At 38.3% G+C, this 15422-nt stretch carries 16 protein-coding genes and 2 pseudogenes; 10 read left to right on the top strand and 8 right to left on the bottom strand.

The window, feature by feature from the left end; genetic code table 11:
* Positions 1-26: 26 nt before the first annotated feature.
* The 3 genes from xseB to JO943_RS13730 all read right to left on the bottom strand — a co-directional run bounded on the left by xseB (position 27) and on the right by JO943_RS13730 (position 2994).
* Complete coding sequence (gene xseB, locus JO943_RS13740; RefSeq protein WP_202741089.1) at positions 27-230, bottom strand: exodeoxyribonuclease VII small subunit; 204 nt, start codon at positions 228-230, stop codon at positions 27-29.
* Positions 205-1482: an exodeoxyribonuclease VII large subunit gene (xseA, locus tag JO943_RS13735; protein WP_202741088.1), complete on the bottom strand. Its 1278-nt coding sequence runs from the start codon at positions 1480-1482 to the stop codon at positions 205-207. The genes xseB and xseA overlap by 26 nt, the downstream gene beginning before the upstream one ends.
* Positions 1483-1635: 153 nt before the next feature.
* Positions 1636-2994 (bottom strand): amino acid permease, encoded by a 1359-nt coding sequence (locus JO943_RS13730; protein WP_202741087.1) that lies wholly within the window; start codon positions 2992-2994, stop codon positions 1636-1638.
* Between the two features lie 407 nt (positions 2995-3401).
* Between JO943_RS13730 and JO943_RS13725 the strand changes: the two genes are divergently transcribed.
* Both JO943_RS13725 and JO943_RS13720 read left to right on the top strand, forming a co-directional pair.
* A complete protein-coding gene (locus JO943_RS13725) occupies positions 3402-3551 on the top strand; it encodes a hypothetical protein (protein ID WP_202741086.1) in 150 nt (49 codons plus the stop codon).
* A 14-nt stretch (positions 3552-3565) separates the two neighbouring features.
* Positions 3566-3883: a hypothetical protein gene (locus JO943_RS13720; protein ID WP_202741085.1), complete on the top strand. Its 318-nt coding sequence runs from the start codon at positions 3566-3568 to the stop codon at positions 3881-3883.
* A gap of 356 nt (positions 3884-4239) precedes the next feature.
* Here JO943_RS13720 and JO943_RS18550 read toward each other — a convergent pair.
* Positions 4240-4453: pseudogene (locus tag JO943_RS18550) on the bottom strand (integrase); the annotation flags it as partial.
* A gap of 417 nt (positions 4454-4870) precedes the next feature.
* Here JO943_RS18550 and JO943_RS13715 point away from each other — a divergent pair.
* The 6 genes from JO943_RS13715 (at position 4871) to JO943_RS13690 (ending at position 10375) form a co-directional block, all read left to right on the top strand.
* Positions 4871-5530, top strand: coding sequence for an amino acid ABC transporter permease (locus JO943_RS13715; protein ID WP_202741084.1), 660 nt, complete (start codon positions 4871-4873; stop codon positions 5528-5530).
* Positions 5520-6191 carry an amino acid ABC transporter permease gene (locus tag JO943_RS13710; protein ID WP_032866812.1) on the top strand — a complete coding sequence of 224 codons (672 nt, stop codon included), beginning with the start codon at positions 5520-5522 and terminating at the stop codon, positions 6189-6191. The genes JO943_RS13715 and JO943_RS13710 overlap by 11 nt, the downstream gene beginning before the upstream one ends.
* Complete coding sequence (locus JO943_RS13705) at positions 6188-6919, top strand: amino acid ABC transporter ATP-binding protein (protein ID WP_202741083.1); 732 nt, start codon at positions 6188-6190, stop codon at positions 6917-6919. Before JO943_RS13710 ends, JO943_RS13705 begins: the two co-directional genes overlap by 4 nt.
* Positions 6920-6937: 18 nt before the next feature.
* A complete protein-coding gene (locus JO943_RS13700) occupies positions 6938-7840 on the top strand; it encodes a transporter substrate-binding domain-containing protein (protein WP_202741082.1) in 903 nt (300 codons plus the stop codon).
* Between the two features lie 34 nt (positions 7841-7874).
* Positions 7875-8741, top strand: a complete 867-nt coding sequence (locus tag JO943_RS13695) for a cysteine ABC transporter substrate-binding protein (protein ID WP_202741081.1) — start codon at positions 7875-7877, stop codon at positions 8739-8741.
* A gap of 230 nt (positions 8742-8971) precedes the next feature.
* Positions 8972-10375 carry a molybdenum cofactor biosysnthesis protein MoeA gene (locus JO943_RS13690; RefSeq protein WP_202741080.1) on the top strand — a complete coding sequence of 468 codons (1404 nt, stop codon included), beginning with the start codon at positions 8972-8974 and terminating at the stop codon, positions 10373-10375.
* Between the two features lie 74 nt (positions 10376-10449).
* Here JO943_RS13690 and JO943_RS13685 read toward each other — a convergent pair.
* Positions 10450-11222 (bottom strand): annotated as a pseudogene (locus JO943_RS13685) (MFS transporter); the annotation flags it as partial.
* A 130-nt stretch (positions 11223-11352) separates the two neighbouring features.
* Between JO943_RS13685 and blaOXA the strand changes: the two are divergent.
* The gene (blaOXA, locus tag JO943_RS13680; RefSeq protein ID WP_202741079.1) at positions 11353-12183 is read left to right on the top strand and encodes an OXA-679 family carbapenem-hydrolyzing class D beta-lactamase; all 831 of its coding nucleotides are present in this window, start codon (positions 11353-11355) and stop codon (positions 12181-12183) included.
* 199 nt (positions 12184-12382) lie between these two features.
* Positions 12383-13348 (top strand): threo-3-hydroxy-L-aspartate ammonia-lyase, encoded by a 966-nt coding sequence (locus JO943_RS13675; RefSeq protein ID WP_202741120.1) that lies wholly within the window; start codon positions 12383-12385, stop codon positions 13346-13348.
* Between the two features lie 299 nt (positions 13349-13647).
* Here the strand turns inward: JO943_RS13675 and JO943_RS13670 are convergent, their stop codons facing one another.
* Genes JO943_RS13670 through JO943_RS13660 form a run of 3 tightly spaced genes read right to left on the bottom strand, consistent with a single transcriptional unit; the run spans position 13648 to position 15368 of the window.
* Positions 13648-14490 carry an MBL fold metallo-hydrolase gene (locus tag JO943_RS13670; protein ID WP_202741078.1) on the bottom strand — a complete coding sequence of 281 codons (843 nt, stop codon included), beginning with the start codon at positions 14488-14490 and terminating at the stop codon, positions 13648-13650.
* Positions 14491-14507: 17 nt separating this feature from the next.
* A complete protein-coding gene (locus JO943_RS13665; RefSeq protein ID WP_202741077.1) occupies positions 14508-14834 on the bottom strand; it encodes a hypothetical protein in 327 nt (108 codons plus the stop codon).
* An 18-nt stretch (positions 14835-14852) separates the two neighbouring features.
* On the bottom strand, positions 14853-15368 hold the full coding sequence (locus JO943_RS13660) for a sugar ABC transporter (protein WP_202741076.1): 516 nt from the start codon (positions 15366-15368) through the stop codon (positions 14853-14855).
* Between the last annotated feature and the right edge of the window lie 54 nt (positions 15369-15422).

Here is a 15422-nt window from a genome sequence, read left to right as displayed (position 1 = left end):
ATCACAGCAAGTGGCTTTTGGATTCTCTATGACTCACTGTCCTTAAAGGTTTCATTCAAGGCCTGTTGCACTGCATCGACTCTGGATTTACAGGCTTTATAAGCCGTCATTGATTCTTCGACAATTTTCATCAAATTATCAATATCCGGTTGTTCCTGCGCTTCCAGTAGTTCGGCATTGTTTTTTAATAATGCATAACCTTCTTTAAAGCTTAGTTCTTTCTTCGTCATGGTCAATCACCTCGGTAAGCTGGGCATGGATATAGCCATCCTGCATTTCAATAGATAGGCATGAACTCGCTTGATGGATAGAGCGAATCGCCTTGTTTTCACTACGGACAATGCCATAACCCTTGGCGAGTACGTTTCTCGGGTTTTGCAATAAAGTTTCCCGCATCAAGGTTTCGATTTGAGTCGAGGCTGTTTTGAGTTGCTGCTTGGCAAAATATTGTAGCGTTGATCTGGCAACCTGAAGCTGCAAATGGCTGGTACTGATCTGATTCTCAGCCTGCGACTTGATACGATGAATCAACTGCTCATTCTGGCTTTGATAAGCCGTAATCTGATGTTGCGAAAGCAATTTGATGCTTTGAAAATATTCCATCACCTCTACAGAACGTTCCGAGATCAAATTGCGGATACCTGCAATCACCTTACTTGGCGTATCGAAGGAACGATGCGCAATTTCATCTAAAATGGTTCGATCTTTTTCATGTCCAATCCCGACCCAAATCGGTACTTTGCGTTTACATAGCAGGGCCGCAAGATCATAGTCATTTAAATAGGCCAGATCGTTAACAGCACCGCCACCTCGAATGATCACGATCAGGTCGGGCGGAATGGTGTAATCTGCTGCCCATTGACGGAGCCCTGTGCCTAAGGACTCCATAATGCTATTGGCTGCGGTATTTCCCTGAAAAGTTGCGGTGTGATAGACAAAAGTGCAGACACCTGCTTGCTGTAATGCGTCGGCATCTTTCTTAAAGTCACCTAAGCCGGCCGCATTTTCGGGTGCAATCACCAATACATGTTCAATATCAAACGGCGTAGGAAGCGCTTTATTGAGAGCAAGTAAACCATCACTGCTGAGTCTGGCCAGGATTTGCTGATAACGTTTGGCAATATCACCGAGGGTAAAACTCGAGTCGATATCTTCAATATTGACAGAGAAGCCGTATTGCGGATCGAAGCGAGCTTTAATTTTAATCAGTACATTCAAATCTCTGGATAGCTCAATACCACTTTCACGCTCGAACTTCAGCACGATTTTTGCGGCAGTAAATTTCCAGATCGTGGCTTTACAGCTGGCAATGACTTTGTCGGTGTCCTGTTCTTTTTCAGCCAGTTCAAGATAATAATGTCCACCCTTGATACTGAGATTGCGAATCTCGGCTTTCACCCAGACTGGCTCGTCAAAGGTCAGGCGAATGATTTCCTGTACGGTTGCTAGATAGTCGCTAAGAGAAAGTTGCGGTTCAGACATTAGGTCGGACAATGAATAGGATAGGGCTATAGTAGCAAATGGATTAACCTGATAACAAATCAGACCTATCTTGTTTTTATTTATTTTTGATAAGTCATAACGCATCTACAGTCTATTTTAAAGATACTGTAGATGCGTATTGTGAGGTAGATATTAGAGTGATTTATTCCATTTCAAGAATTTAAATAATCCAAACATAAACATGATCCAGACCGGAATTAAAATCACTGATTCCTTAAAGCCTTGCATCCACATGATATATAAAATCATCACGATAAATGCCAGAACCAGATAATTACTCAGGGGTGAGAATAGGGCCGGGAATTTGACGGTTTTGCCTTGTTCCTGAATGGCACGTTTAAATTTTAAATGGGTAAAGCTAATAATGGCCCAGTTTAGGACCAGCGCTGCAACCGCCATATACATTAAGTGGCTTAAGGCTTGTTCAGGCACAAAATAATTCAGTAATACACAGCCAAAAATCAGCACAGAAGAAAAGATCACCGCAGGCATAGGCACACCTTGTGTGCTGACTTTTGCAAATACTTTGGGAGCATTACCTTGGACAGCCAAGCCATACAACATGCGGCTATTGGCATACATGCCACTGTTATAGACTGAAAGTGCGGCGGTTAAAATAATAAAATTAAGTAAATGCGCTGCCCAATTAATCCCGAGCTGGCTGAAAATCATCACGAAAGGACTTTTATCCAGACCGCCCAAATCCAGTTGATTCCATGGAATGAGTGACATAATGATGGCAAGTGAAGCGACATAGAAAAGCAAGATCCGGAAGATCACCTGATTGATGGCTTGCGGAATACTTTTTTCAGGATTTTCTGCTTCAGCAGCCGTCATACCGATCAGTTCAATGCCACCGAAAGCAAACATTAAAAAGGCCAGCATATAAAACAAACCGGAGAAACCATGCGGGAAAAATCCGCCGTGTTGCCATAAGTTGGTGAAACTGGCCGTCGAATCAGCTCCTGCAGTTAGCAACAGGTACAAACCGAACACAATCATGGAAATGACAGCAACGACTTTGATAATCGCTAACCAGAATTCAGATTCGCCGTAAAACTTCACATTGCCCAGATTTAAGCAGGTCACCACAATGAAGAAAAATAAGGTCGAGATCCAGGCTGGAATATGTGGCCACCAATAATGGACATATTTGGCAATGGCTGTCAGCTCAGTCATTGCGACCAGAATATAGACGACCCAATAATTCCAGCCGGATAAGAAACCAGCAAATCTTCCCCAATATTTTTGTGAAAAATAACTAAAAGAGCCTGCGACAGGTTCTTCTACAATCATTTCACCCATTTGACGCATGATCAGAAATGCGATCAGACCAACGATGGCATAGCCCAAAATAATCGAAGGGCCAGCAGACTGGATCACTTGAGCAGAACCTAAAAACAGACCTGTACCCACCGCACCGCCCATAGCGATCAGGTGGATATGACGGTTTTTTAGTCCACGTTTTAATTGGGGGGAAGAGTTACTCAAAATAAGATGCGCTGAACAAAAAAGAAGTGATTGTAATAGATCGTGACAGGATCGACTAGTTTGAAAACAAGAATATAGGCCTAATTCTTCTCATTTCTTTAGATGGAGGTAATTTAACTGAAAGCCTTTAGGAGGGAACGAGTTCGAATTGATTCAGCCAGTCAAAACCTAATTTTCTCATAACTTTTTTTGTAGATTTAAGAGGCTTAAATAGAAATGAACGTTTGAGTTTAGAACGGGAAGCTGCTGTTGCATCAATTGTAGATAGAAAAATTGCAGCAATACCACATACAGTAAATGGAACTATAATCTGAGAAGATGTATGGATTATCGGCAAAAATGGTGAATTAATCTTAGTTGGGGGACCGGGAAAAAATAGTTCTGATAAAGTTTGGCAGAGTACAGAAATGGCTTTAAAAGCAATTAAAACGGAAGCTGCTTCTAAAGGTGTCAAAGCACAGGTTTACTATCAAAGAGGCGATAGTGAGCGATTTTCTCAGTTAATAATTAAGTCTGAGGAAATTTTAGGCAAAGGCAATGTGTTTATATTTGATTGATTTAGGATGTTAAAATGGGTATTTCGATTATTGTTTATAATGATGAAAATGAAACCAAGTCATTTTATTTGGGTAGCTTTAGCGCATTGTTCTCACAATTAAATAGATCTAAACTAGAAAATATGCCAGTGTTTGGTAAGTTAATTGATAGCTCTAATAATGAAGATGAATTTTTTATCGAGAATGAAGATTTGATTAAATTTATGAAAGAAATAGTACAACTTTTAAATAATAGTATTTATTTATCAGAAAATCTTAAAGGGTCTTTAGAGGATTTTTTATCTTTCTTTAAGGATAAAAAAATAAATTCTTGGAAATTATCAATTGCTTAGTTGATTTTAAATTTATGTGATAATTCTTACTAGCTTAAATCTTAACTGATAGTGACTCAGCCTTTTGGGTGGCTGTTAGGTTAAATTTGAGCTAACTTTTTTGTGTTATTCATAGGCATCATATCAATATAATTAGTGTCTATGAACAATGACTCGGATCAGTCTACGGAGTCGATGATGAGGAAATTTTACTACCCCAAAACTAACCAGTTAGTCTCCGATTGTGCCAAATATAAAAAAATTAATCTTGATTAAAATTTTAATTTTATTAATAGCTTATTTTTAATTTATAAAATAAATATACCTGGGCTACTGCTCCCAAAAAGCAGAAGTATTATTTTCATGCAGTTTATTTTTTATGGGTTAAATAACATAGCCCAATCAGCCATTAGGCCTTTACGTTTTTCAAGATATGCCCAACATAAGTATGCTGCTTCTACTTTATCAGGGCGCTTATGAGCAAGTACATGCTCACAGACTTTAAGTGAGTAATCATTTTTATCGGCTGACCAGTCACGAAATAGGTCTGAAAGCGTGTGTTGTAATCACATGATTTTGCATGAGATCAATTAACACGTTCACCAGAGGAATAACTTGCCTTACTTAAAGAAACATCAGTGGATAAAATGGACGAAGAAAAAGGTTGTTTAGGATGGTATTTTTTTAATACATTGTCCGTATTCCTTGGCCATAAAATATATGACAAAAATGGTTGTTTTTTAAAATGGTGACATGCCGAATGAGTTTTATAGTTTAACTGCATTTTCTTGTTGGAAAATGATTTTTTATTTAAGAATAGCGGTATTTAATCTGAAACATCGTCACTCTTTTATTTTTTACTTAGCTAAAAACCCATCATCCGAATTTCAGAAAAGCTTAGCAAATAATAATATTTTATGTGAATTTTCAACCAGATTAGACTCATCCAAAGATAAATAACCACAATGTATTTATCAAAAGAATCAATTTTTCATTCGGATGTTTTCTTTGGATTGGCAGTATATACAGAGTGTGCTGCCGCAGTTCTATGCGGCCACCCTCATGACCTTAAAAATCTCCTTTATCGGTATCGTACTCTCTATTCTGCTTGGGCTGATCTGTAGCATTATCAGCACATATCAGGTCCGGATACTCAATAAAATTGTCAAAATCTATATCGAGGTTTCCCGCAATACTCCTTTGCTCATTCAGCTATTTTTTCTCTACTACGGTTTGCCCAAGATCGGCATCAAACTGGATGGTTTTAGCTGTGGTGTGATTGGCCTGACTTTTCTTGGCGGCAGCTACATGGCAGAAGCTTTCCGTGCGGGTTTACAGTCTGTTGCGCAAGGGCAGATTGATTCGGCCAGAAGTGTAGGATTAAACGCCGTGCAAGTCTTTCAATATGTGGTATTTCCCCAAGCGTTATCGCTGTCCATTCCTGCGATTGGCGCAAACTGTTTGTTCCTGATTAAAGAAAGCTCGATTTTAAGTGCCATAGCAGTGGTAGAACTTCTGTTTGTGACCAAAGACCTGATCGGGATGGATTACAAAACCACTGAAGCTTTATTTCTGTTAATCGTGGCTTATCTGATGATTTTGCTACCCGTTTCAGCACTGACCAGTTATCTGGAATATCGCAGTCGTAAGGTGAGCCATGGGACTTGAGTATTTATTTCAACCGAGCCATGTCGAGCGTTTACTGTATGGCTTGTTGCAAACCATTGAAATTGCCTTTTTATCGGTATTTTTATCTGCCATTTTCGGCACTATTTTTGGGGTGATCATGACTTCCAGAAATTTGCTGGTCAAGATCCTGTGCCGTTTCTATCTGGAAACCATTCGGATTGTGCCGATTCTGGTGCTGTTATTTGTGTTCTATTTTGGTTTGGCGACATGGTTTAACTGGCAGTTGTCATCATTTTGGGTCTGTATTTTTGTCTTTACCTTATGGGGAACCGCGGAAATGGGAGATCTGGTTCGTGCTTCTATCACTTCGATCGATCAGCATCAACGTGATACAGCTTATGCCGTAGGTCTAAATCATGTACAAACTCTGGTTTATGTGATTTTTCCGCAAAGCTTAAAACGGGTCACCCCGGGCGCACTGAATCTGTTTACTCGAATGATCAAAACCAGCTCTCTGGCAGTATTGATCGGTATGGTGGAAGTGCTGAAGGTAGGGCAGCAGATTATTGAAAATTCATTATTGACGGTCCCTAGCGCATCATTATGGATCTACGGTTTTATCTTTATTCTTTATTTCCTTATTTGTTATCCATTATCGCTTTTAGCAGCGCATTTAGAAAAAGTGTGGGAAAACGCATGACTTTGTTATCGATACGGCATTTATATAAATTTTATAAGCAAAGTCAGGTATTGCATGGCATTGATCTGAATGTGCAACAAGGTGAAGTGGTGGTGATTCTGGGGCCATCCGGTTGTGGAAAGAGCACCTTGTTGCGCTGTATCAATGGGCTGGAACCGATTCAGCAGGGAGAAATTCAGCTCAAAGATGTGGGTGTGCTTGGGCAGGAGTTGCCTTGGGATCGCGTCCGTCAGCAGATTGGCATGGTGTTTCAGAACTATGAACTGTTCAAGCATATGAATGTGATTGATAACATTCTGCTGGGTCCGCTAAAAGCACAAAAACGCCAACGCGCAGAAGTGGAACAACTGGCAGATCAGTTATTACAGCGCGTGGGTCTACTGGATCGTAAATATGATTATCCATCTAATCTATCAGGTGGGCAGAAACAGCGGATTGCCATTGTCCGTGCCTTGGTAATGCAGCCCAAAGTCATTTTACTGGATGAAATTACTGCGGCTTTAGACCCGGAAATGGTACGCGAAGTGCTGGATGTGGTACTGAAACTGGCACAAGAGGGCATGACCATGCTGATTGTTACGCATGAAATGGGCTTTGCTCGCAAAGTGGCAGATCGCATTATTTTTATGGACAAGGGCCAGATTATCGAGCAAAGCACCCCTGAGGATTTTTTTCAGCATCCGCAGACGGAACGGGCCAAAACTTTTTTAAATATCTTGAATTATTAAAAGCAATCAGAGGACGTGATGAGATTACATTTAATCGCCGGACGATCTGGCAATACATCGAAAATAAAAAACGTAAGTCTTGGCATTAGCTGTGTGCTGGTGGCAGGCATATTAACAGGGTGTAATCAACCGGCTTCATCTGAACCCAAAAATAGTACCGCAGACAGCTCCTTGGAGCAGATCAAGAAAAATGATGTGCTACGGGTTGGGGTATTCGCGGATAACCCGCCGTTTGGTTATGTGGACAGTGCAGGCAAAAATCAGGGCTTCGATGTCGCCTTGGCGAAGCGTGTGACCAAAGATTTGCTCGGAGATGAAAATAAAATCCAGTTTGTCGTCACAGAGTCAGCCAATCGGGTTGAATTTTTAAAGTCAGACAAAGTCGATGTGGTCTTTGCCAGCTTCTCTGTGACACCCGAACGTCAACAGGTGGTTGATTTTTCCCAACCCTATTTAAAGGCATCACTAGGCATTGTTTCACCTAAAGCCAAAGCTATTACCGATGTGAAAAGTCTGGAAGGCAAAACTTTAATTGTGAATAAAGGCTCAAGCTCGGACAGCTATTTCACTAAAAACTATCCGAAAGTGAATTTGTTGAAGTTTGAACAAAATACCGATGCGTTTAATGCCCTCATCGTTGGTCGGGGTGATGCGATTTCCCAAGACAGTACCTATGCTTTGGCATGGGCTGCCAAGAATCCGGATTATGTAGTCGGTATTCCACAGATTGGCAATGAAGATTTTATCGCCGCAGGTGTGAAAAAAGGCAATACCCAATTGCTGCACTGGCTCAATGATGAAATCAAACAGCTACGCAGCACGGGCGAAGTTCAAAAGATTTATGACCAAACCTTAAAGCCGATTTACGGTGAAAAAGTGAATCCTAATATCTTTTTAGATGTCGATTTAGCGAAGCAATAACATAAATGAAAAGGTTAAAAATAGAGGTAACGATATGCAGATAATAACATTCTCAAATATTCAAAAACTGTTGCTGGCTTCTGTATTCAGTCTGGGGCTCACCGCATGTAACAAGACCCCACAGTCGGCAGAAAAATCAGCGGATAGTTCAGCTCAGGTTTCCAGTATTGAACAGATCAAGAAAAATGGTGTGGTACGTATTGGGGTATTTAGCGATAAGCCTCCTTTTGGTTATCTGGATGCGCAAGGTAAAAACCAGGGTTTTGATGTGGAAATTGCCAAGCATGTGGCCAAGGATTTATTGGGAGATGAAAACAAGGTTCAGTTTGTACTGACTGAAGCTGCCAATCGTGTCGAATATTTAAAAGCCAATAAAGTCGATATTATTTTTGCCAATTTCACCGTGACCCCTGAACGTAAGCAAGTGGTGGATTTTGCCAAGCCTTATTTAAAAGTTGCCTTAGGTGTGGTGTCTCCAAAAAATAAACCGATTACTGATATTGCTCAATTAAAGGATCAGACTTTATTGGTAAATAAGGGCACCACAGCAGATTCTTTCTTTAGCAAACAACATCCTGAAATTAAGCTGCAAAAATATGAGCAAAATACCGAAACCTTTGATGCGCTAAAAGATGGTCGCGGTGCTGCTTTGGCGCATGACAATCTGTTGGTACTGGCTTGGGCGAAAGAAAATCCAAATTACACCGTCGGCATTACCAATCTGGGTGAGCAAGATTTAATTGCACCTGCTGTACAAAAAGGCAATAAAGAATTGCTGGATTGGTTAAACCAGGATTTAGAAAAGTTGGCTAAAGAGGGGGTTATTCATCAAGCTTATGAAAAAACTTTAAAACCTGTTTATGGTGAGGGTATCCCTGCCAAAGATTTGATTATTGAATGATTTAAATTACCTTCAATGCTATAAAAATATATGTTTTAAGTGCTTATATATTAAGCGTTATTTTTGTAATAAATCATTTAAAATGCCCTGGCTTTTTTGCTGGGGCTTTTTCTTTAATATCTTTATTCTTCAGTATAAAGGGATAATTATATTTTAAAAAGCTGTCATATTTTATCATTATAAATAATAGAGTCGTACTCACTTTATCAGTACGTTGTGGAATAATATAGATGTTCAATCGATTGCCTGTACCTGAAAACCTTCCCTGTAGATTAACGGATGCCTTTTACCGCATTCATCAATATTTGCCAAAAGGAAATGTAAAACAGCGGGTTAAGCTGGATGATGCACTCAATCAGATCAATACCGATGATCTTTATGCATTACAAGATTTTCCCCTGCATAATTTTTCTGCCTATGAAGGCTGGGGCATTGATTCGAATATCACTCAGCAGGAAAGTTTAAAAAATCCTATCGTTGCAAAAGGGATATATTTTTGGAAAAAACAGTTATATCACTCTATTAATCCTTATAAACTCGATCTGGACGGATATATAATCAAGATTCCTGAATTTACCAGACTTCCTGAAGGGATAAATGCCATTATTTTAGAACAGGATAAGCGCTTAGATTTCTCTGATATTGAAAATGTAAAAATAAAAAAAACAATTGCACCGATGCAAGGTGTTATTCAACAAGGCAGTGTGTTTAAACAAGGCGATTTAATCCTTGCAAAAAGCCAGAAAATTACACCTGAACGCTTAGTCGCACTCAGACGTGCGGGTATTACAGAGCTTTCTATTTATCGACACCCTAAAATCCTGATTGTTAATATGTTTCCTTTCGATCAAGCGGGGGAAATCAGTGAAGAATGCTTATACCTCAAAGATTTGCTAAAAACATGGGGGTATGGCGAGGTTGAGATTAAACCGCATAAACCGGCACGTTATGACAGGGCATTTAATTACCATCAAGAAGCTGGACATCCCGCATTAGATGGAAGCTTGACTTCCGATTGGGACGAATATCATCAGTTTTTTGACGAGCAAATTCCTGAGTTTGACATTATTTTATGCTGGTCACCTTTAAATCCTTATGGTTCTGGATTAGGGCTTTCAAAGCTGGCTAACTTTTATCAAGGCAATGGTGATGGTCCCGTTACGACTTGTTGTGTGCCAGCCAGTGAATTCCGGATTTTTCAGAGTAATGACCGAAGCCCTAGACTCACTCAGGTCGTAAACCGTTATGGTGAACGTGGGCAGTTAAGGGAAATACGTACAGAGATCACTGAAGATCGAACGACAATTATCAGCCTACCTGGCAAAATGCATGATGTTGCGTTGTTGATGCACGTATTTGTAAAATATATTTTAAATAAGCATGATCCTGATTTTTTTGAGAATTTGTATTTGCAAGGCAGGATCGACCAGCAGCTTGAGCCTGATCCAAAATATAGAACATTATTATGGGGACGCTACCAGTTTGAAGCAGATGGTCAATATTCGCTACAGATCATTCCACAACAAGCTTTTCAGATCGATGGTTTTGCTGCTGCCAATTGTATTGTGATTGTGCCATTTGCAGAGCCGCCGATTCAGTCTGGTGAAGCCGTGTGTTTTATTAAAATAGATTAGGTCTGAATCACTTTAATGTTTTACAGGTCAGACAACAGCCGAGAGTGGCTGTTGTCTGATAGGGAAGATAAAAATTACTTTTTAGTGTTGGGTAATAACGCAGTCATAAAACCTAATAAAGGTAAGAAAGAACAAAGTTTATAGACCCAGACAATGCCATGTGTATCTGCCAAATGGCCTAAACCTGCTGCGCCAATTCCGCCAATGCCGAACATCAGTCCAAACATTAAGCCCGCGACCATGCCCACCCGACCGGGTACTGCTTCCTGAGCATGGACCACCAACGCAGAGAAAGCTGAAGACATCACTAGACCAATGATAATCACCAGAATGGCAGTTCCCGTTAGGCCGACATAAGGCAGCATCAGGGCAAATGGCGCAATCCCCAGAAAAGACACCCAAACCACGGCTTTACGTCCGATACGGTCACCGACTGGACCACCTGCAAAAGTACCGAGTGCAACAGCGCCTAAAAATATAAATAGGTAGAGCTGAGAGGTTTGAATTGAAACATTGAATCTTTCAATGAGGTAAAAGGTAAAATAGTTGGTAATGGCTGCGATATAAATAAACTTGGCAAATAGTAAAATACAGATCACTGCCATGGCCTGAATCACCTGTTGACGCGTCAAGGTCGACATAGCACGTTGACTGGCGAGGCGTTGTACTGGTGCTTGTTTAACCAGCCATTTGGTTACGCGTAACAACACAAAAAAAGTAGGCTGTGATAAGTGCCTGCTGTTGCCATCAGTCCAATACCAATGAGCGTGGCAAACATCCCGGCAGGGAGTAAATACGGTTTAGGATGTTTATCGGTATACAGGCCGATCCACGGTTGTAATATTGAATTTATGTAACTAAGATATATGTTTAGATAAGTCATGCAGTTTCAACTATTTAAATTTACTTAAACATACTGCTATAATTATTTACTTAATCTTCACTTTATAAAATCATTATTTTTCTTGGAGCTTCTGGTGCGAACACGTTTATTTCCTTTATTAAGCATATCTATTTCAATTTTTTTAAGTGCATGCTCCTCTCCATTTATCGGACCTAAAGACATCTTACCTATTTCTACTACTAAGCTAAGTCAACAAACGATTGGCAGTTACTTTGATGAAGCTCAGACTCAGGGCGTTATTGTTATTAAGGATGGGCAAAATATTGATACTTATGGTAATGATTTAACCAGAGCTGATACACAATATGTACCTGCGTCAACTTTTAAGATGTTAAATGCTTTAATTGGTTTGGAAAAGAATAAAGCTACAGTTGATGAAGTTTTTAAGTGGGATGGGAAAAAGCGTTCATATTCTATGTGGGAAAAGGATATGAATTTGGGTGAAGCCATGAAGTTATCAGCCGTTCCTGTATATCAAGAACTCGCAAAACGGATAGGCTTGGATCTGATGCAAAAAGAAGTAAAAAGAGTCAAATTTGGTAATTCAAATATTGGTACAAAAGTTGATGATTTCTGGTTGGTAGGTCCATTAAAGATTACTCCTATTCAAGAAGTTGAGTTTGCTGACAAACTTGCTCATCGAGAGCTACCATTCAAACAGCAAGTACAAAAACAAGTCCAAGATATGCTGTTGATAGATGAAGTAGATGGCAACAAAATTTATGCTAAGAGTGGCTGGGGAATGAACGTCACCCCTCAGGTAGGGTGGTTAACAGGTTGGGTGGAACAGCCTAACGGGAAAAAAATAGCTTTTTCATTGAACATTGAGATGAAACCAAACATGTCTGGTTCAGTCCGTAATGAAATAGCTCTTAAATCATTAAAACACTTAGGTATTATTTAATATTCTGAATTTTGCATTACTCTTTAGAGTATATTTAATTAGCTCTATATTTAATGCCCAATCATAATTGATTGGGTTTTTCATAGATATCTAGGTGTTATAAACCACGTAATCACTTTTTAATAATAGAAGATGATTGCGACTAAAAATTTAAGTCTAAACCTTTAATGTCGTAATCAATTACTTCTAAGGTTGTTTAATTATGAAGCTAAATCTTCCAACTTATCAAAATGTAATTGAAGCTGAGAAAAATATTAAAGGTATAGCACATACTACGCCAGTATTGACCTCTACTTATTTAAATCAAAAACTAAATAACGAGATATTTTTTAAATGTGAAAATTTTCAGAAAACAGGTGCTTTTAAGTTTCGTGGAGCTTTAAATGCATTAAAAAAACTTAGTGAACAACAAAAAAAGATAGGCGTCGTGGCTTTTTCTGGCGGTAACCATGCTCAAGGAGTTGCTTTAGCAGCACGGTTACTAAATATACCAGCAACTATTGTTATGCCTATAGACGCACCAAAGACTAAAATAGACGCCACGAAAGAATACGGTGCAAATATAATATTTTTTGACCGCTATAAAGAAAGTAGAGAAAAAATTGCTAATGAGCTAGTTAATCAAAGAGGTGCAGCTTTAATTCCATCTGCTGATCATCCTGATGTCATAGCTGGGCAAGGGACTATTGTTAAAGAGTTAATAGATAGTGTAGGGAACCTAGATGCGATTTTTGTTCCAGTTGGTAGTGGCGGTGTTTTGGCTGGTACATTGTTAACTGTGAAAAAGCTTTTACCTAATTGTGAGGTTTATGGTATCGAGCCAGAAGCAGGAAATGACGGGCAGCAATCTTTAAAAGAAGGCAAAATTATAAGAATTGATGTACCTAACACTATTGCTGATGGGGCTCAAACTCAATATTTAGGAGAACACTGTTTTTCAATTATTAAAAATTATATGAGTGAAATCGATACAGTACAAGATTCAGAGTTAATTGAATCTATGAAGTTCTTTACTGAACGTCTTAAAATTGTCGTTGAACCGACAGGCTGTTTAGGTTTAGCTGGATTTTTAAAAAATCAGAGTAAATTCAAGAATAAAAAAATTGGTATCATTATTACAGGTGGAAATGTTGATATTGAAAAATATGGAATGTTATTGGAATAATCTTTTATATAGTAAATTATAATAATATTTTTCGTTTGTTTTTTCTGAAATAAAGAGAGAATGAAAAATCATTTTTTCTTTATTTTTAAAAAGATTTTAAATCATCATTTTAACGAAATAACTTTTAAATGGATAAAGAACGGAGAGATTGGTATGACTTCAGTACAATTAATATATTCAGGCTGCAATGTAATCTGCACTACTATATATGCAATATTTCGGGTGGGATTTGGCTTTACTCATCATAAACCGAAGAGACCCTTGTAGATGTCTTCGGTTTATACTTTAAGGTTAAAAAACTATATATATTTGATAATATAGCTTTCTTTTTTATGATCACAGGAAATATGAGCAAACCCCATTTTTCCTAAATGCATTCCAGCAACTAATTGGTCATCTATGACGACTTGCTCTAAAATCTTTTTCCTTGTGGCTACAGCTTGATGGGTGTCGCAATCAAAAGCTATGGTTATAGAAGGATCTTTTAATTGAATATTTGGAAAATGGATAATATCTCCCCATATTAAAAGGCTCTGATTATTAGATTCAATATAAAATCCTGTATGGCCTGGGGTATGACCTGCGAGTAATATTGGTCGAATTCCATTCATTATTGTTTTTTTGTCTGTGAAATTTAAGACATTCTCATAGGCTTTCAGTATATTTCGCACTAATTGGAAATTTCGTTTTCCTCGTTCACTCGCTTTTTCTAATTGGTAGTCATCCATCCAATATTCGAATTCCAAAGAATGTAAATAAAGTTCAGCATTTTTATAAATAACTTGTCCATCTTCATTTAAGAGCCCACCAATATGGTCAGGATGAGCATGAGTTATCAGAATTGTATCTATATCTTCGGGAAAGACTCCAATTGAATTAAGTTCTTCTAGAAGAAAACCAGCCGTACTATTTAATTTTCCTAAGCCAGTATCTACTAAAATAGTTTTTCCAGAGCTACGGATCAGATAAGCATTGATATTAATGGTGTTTATTTTATCAATATCCACCTGGTTTTGAAGTTCAGTGGCCTCATTAATAGCTATGCCAGATAATAAATCTAGGCTTACATTCATTTCACCATCATTCAAAACATTCACTAGGAATTCACCAATTTTGAATGCTGGAGTTGTGTCATTATTCATAAAAATACCATTTTGTATTAGTTATAAGCATAAAGTTGGGTAGACAGGGAACCGAAACATCGAATGCGGGCTTTTACACCTATGGTTTTGAGAATAGCCTTATCCAGACTTTTCATGAAAACCTCCATAACCTCAGATGATCTATTCTCAGATAGGCGATAGGTCAGTTCTGCATATATGGGGTGCCCGACCCCATGTTTTACAGTAATATAAATAATATGTATTTTACTTGGCTCAGCCTTAAGAACTTCTACACATAAAGCTTGGCCCTTCATAGTTAGGTCATCTAAATTTGAAATTTGGTTTGAATATGCTTCAGATATATAAATAACAAGATTTGGCATTATTTTATGCTTTACTCTTTATGAGTTTTCTGAACTTTGAAGTTGTACTGTAATTGGTTCATAAATTAATGTTCCTTCTACATTTAACCATTCGTCTAATTCTTTACGGGGTAGAACATAAGCTACTCTATATGCTGGAAATCCATCTAAACCAACTGCATTCATCTCTACTGGCTTCAAGCTGTCTAATGGAAGTAATCTTGCACTTAATAAAAGAATTTCTTCTAATGATACAGTGGGAGCTATAACATCGGTTTCGTAAAGATTGCGGTACCAATCTGTAATAAATGGCTGCCAACGTGAAAAATTTCCTCCACCTTTTTCTTTATATTCCTTACTACTGATAACATTTTTATCTTCAATAGAATGAATTGCAAGATAAGTAGGACATCCTGGAGTCAGTGATTTAAACCGTTGTGAGGTTTTGAAACCAGTAACAGAAATTAGAGCTGGTAATTTGAGCAGGTTATAGAAATCATTCCATTCATTTTCTGAATTGTTATCAGTAAAAGTACATTCTACGGTATATAGCATGGATATTCTCTTTGTACGTTAAGTGGAAATAAAAAGCTAGTTGCGCTTTGGTAA

This window comes from Acinetobacter sp. 'aerobic (ED)' (genome assembly GCF_904886855.1).
Taxonomy (GTDB): domain Bacteria; phylum Pseudomonadota; class Gammaproteobacteria; order Pseudomonadales; family Moraxellaceae; genus Acinetobacter; species Acinetobacter courvalinii.
The sequence above is the reverse complement of the archived record's forward strand: the minus strand, read 5'-3'. Positions and strand labels throughout refer to the sequence as shown.

What these genes read in the sequence shown, in the direction of transcription:
- JO943_RS13705 (WP_202741083.1), top strand. Translation starts at nt 6,188, where the DNA reads ATGACTTTGTTATCGATACGGCATTTATATAAATTTTATAAGCAAAGT.
- JO943_RS13710 (WP_032866812.1), top strand. Translation starts at nt 5,520, where the DNA reads ATGGGACTTGAGTATTTATTTCAACCGAGCCATGTCGAGCGTTTACTG.
- JO943_RS13690 (WP_202741080.1), top strand. Translation starts at nt 8,972, where the DNA reads ATGTTCAATCGATTGCCTGTACCTGAAAACCTTCCCTGTAGATTAACG.
- JO943_RS13665 (WP_202741077.1), bottom strand. Translation starts at nt 14,834, where the DNA reads ATGCCAAATCTTGTTATTTATATATCTGAAGCATATTCAAACCAAATT.
- JO943_RS13720 (WP_202741085.1), top strand. Translation starts at nt 3,566, where the DNA reads ATGGGTATTTCGATTATTGTTTATAATGATGAAAATGAAACCAAGTCA.
- JO943_RS13725 (WP_202741086.1), top strand. Translation starts at nt 3,402, where the DNA reads ATGGCTTTAAAAGCAATTAAAACGGAAGCTGCTTCTAAAGGTGTCAAA.
- JO943_RS13660 (WP_202741076.1), bottom strand. Translation starts at nt 15,368, where the DNA reads ATGCTATATACCGTAGAATGTACTTTTACTGATAACAATTCAGAAAAT.
- xseB (WP_202741089.1), bottom strand. Translation starts at nt 230, where the DNA reads ATGACGAAGAAAGAACTAAGCTTTAAAGAAGGTTATGCATTATTAAAA.
- xseA (WP_202741088.1), bottom strand. Translation starts at nt 1,482, where the DNA reads ATGTCTGAACCGCAACTTTCTCTTAGCGACTATCTAGCAACCGTACAG.
- JO943_RS13670 (WP_202741078.1), bottom strand. Translation starts at nt 14,490, where the DNA reads ATGAATAATGACACAACTCCAGCATTCAAAATTGGTGAATTCCTAGTG.
- JO943_RS13695 (WP_202741081.1), top strand. Translation starts at nt 7,875, where the DNA reads ATGCAGATAATAACATTCTCAAATATTCAAAAACTGTTGCTGGCTTCT.
- JO943_RS13700 (WP_202741082.1), top strand. Translation starts at nt 6,938, where the DNA reads ATGAGATTACATTTAATCGCCGGACGATCTGGCAATACATCGAAAATA.